This is a genomic window from Phocaeicola sp. RTP21198st1_B8_RTP21198_201120 (genome assembly GCF_040929485.1).
Taxonomy (GTDB): Bacteria; Bacteroidota; Bacteroidia; order Bacteroidales; family Bacteroidaceae; genus Phocaeicola; species Phocaeicola dorei.
Genome location: NZ_JBCOCI010000425.1, coordinates 776 through 1221, shown reverse-complemented (window position 1 = coordinate 1221; position 446 = coordinate 776). Strand labels below are relative to the sequence as shown.

General features: G+C 41.3%; 1 protein-coding gene. It reads left to right on the top strand.

Features of this window, described 5'->3' with window-relative positions:
- Positions 1–446 (top strand): UDP-3-O-(3-hydroxymyristoyl)glucosamine N-acyltransferase (locus AB5935_RS26960; RefSeq protein WP_368327973.1); only part of this gene is annotated, 446 nt, incomplete at both ends.

Here is a 446-nt window from a genome sequence, read left to right as displayed (position 1 = left end):
GGTATAGATTCATTAGCTTTCGTTGCACCCAGCGCCAAAATTGGTGAGAACGTATACATCGGTGCATTTGCCTATATTGGTGAAAATACCGTGATTGGAGATAATACCCAAATTTATCCACACACTTTTGTTGGAGATGGCGTGAAGATAGGCAACAGTTGCTTGCTGTACTCCAATGTAAATGTTTATCATGATTGCCGCATAGGTAACGAATGTATCCTGCACTCGGGTGCAGTGATTGGAGCTGACGGATTTGGTTTTGCTCCCACTCCGAATGGATACGATAAGATTCCGCAAATCGGAATTGTTATTCTGGAAGATAAAGTAGATATAGGTGCTAATACTTGTGTAGACCGTGCTACAATGGGAGCTACGGTAGTGCATAGTGGTGTCAAATTAGACAATCTGATACAAATAGCACATAATGATGAAATAGGTTCACATAC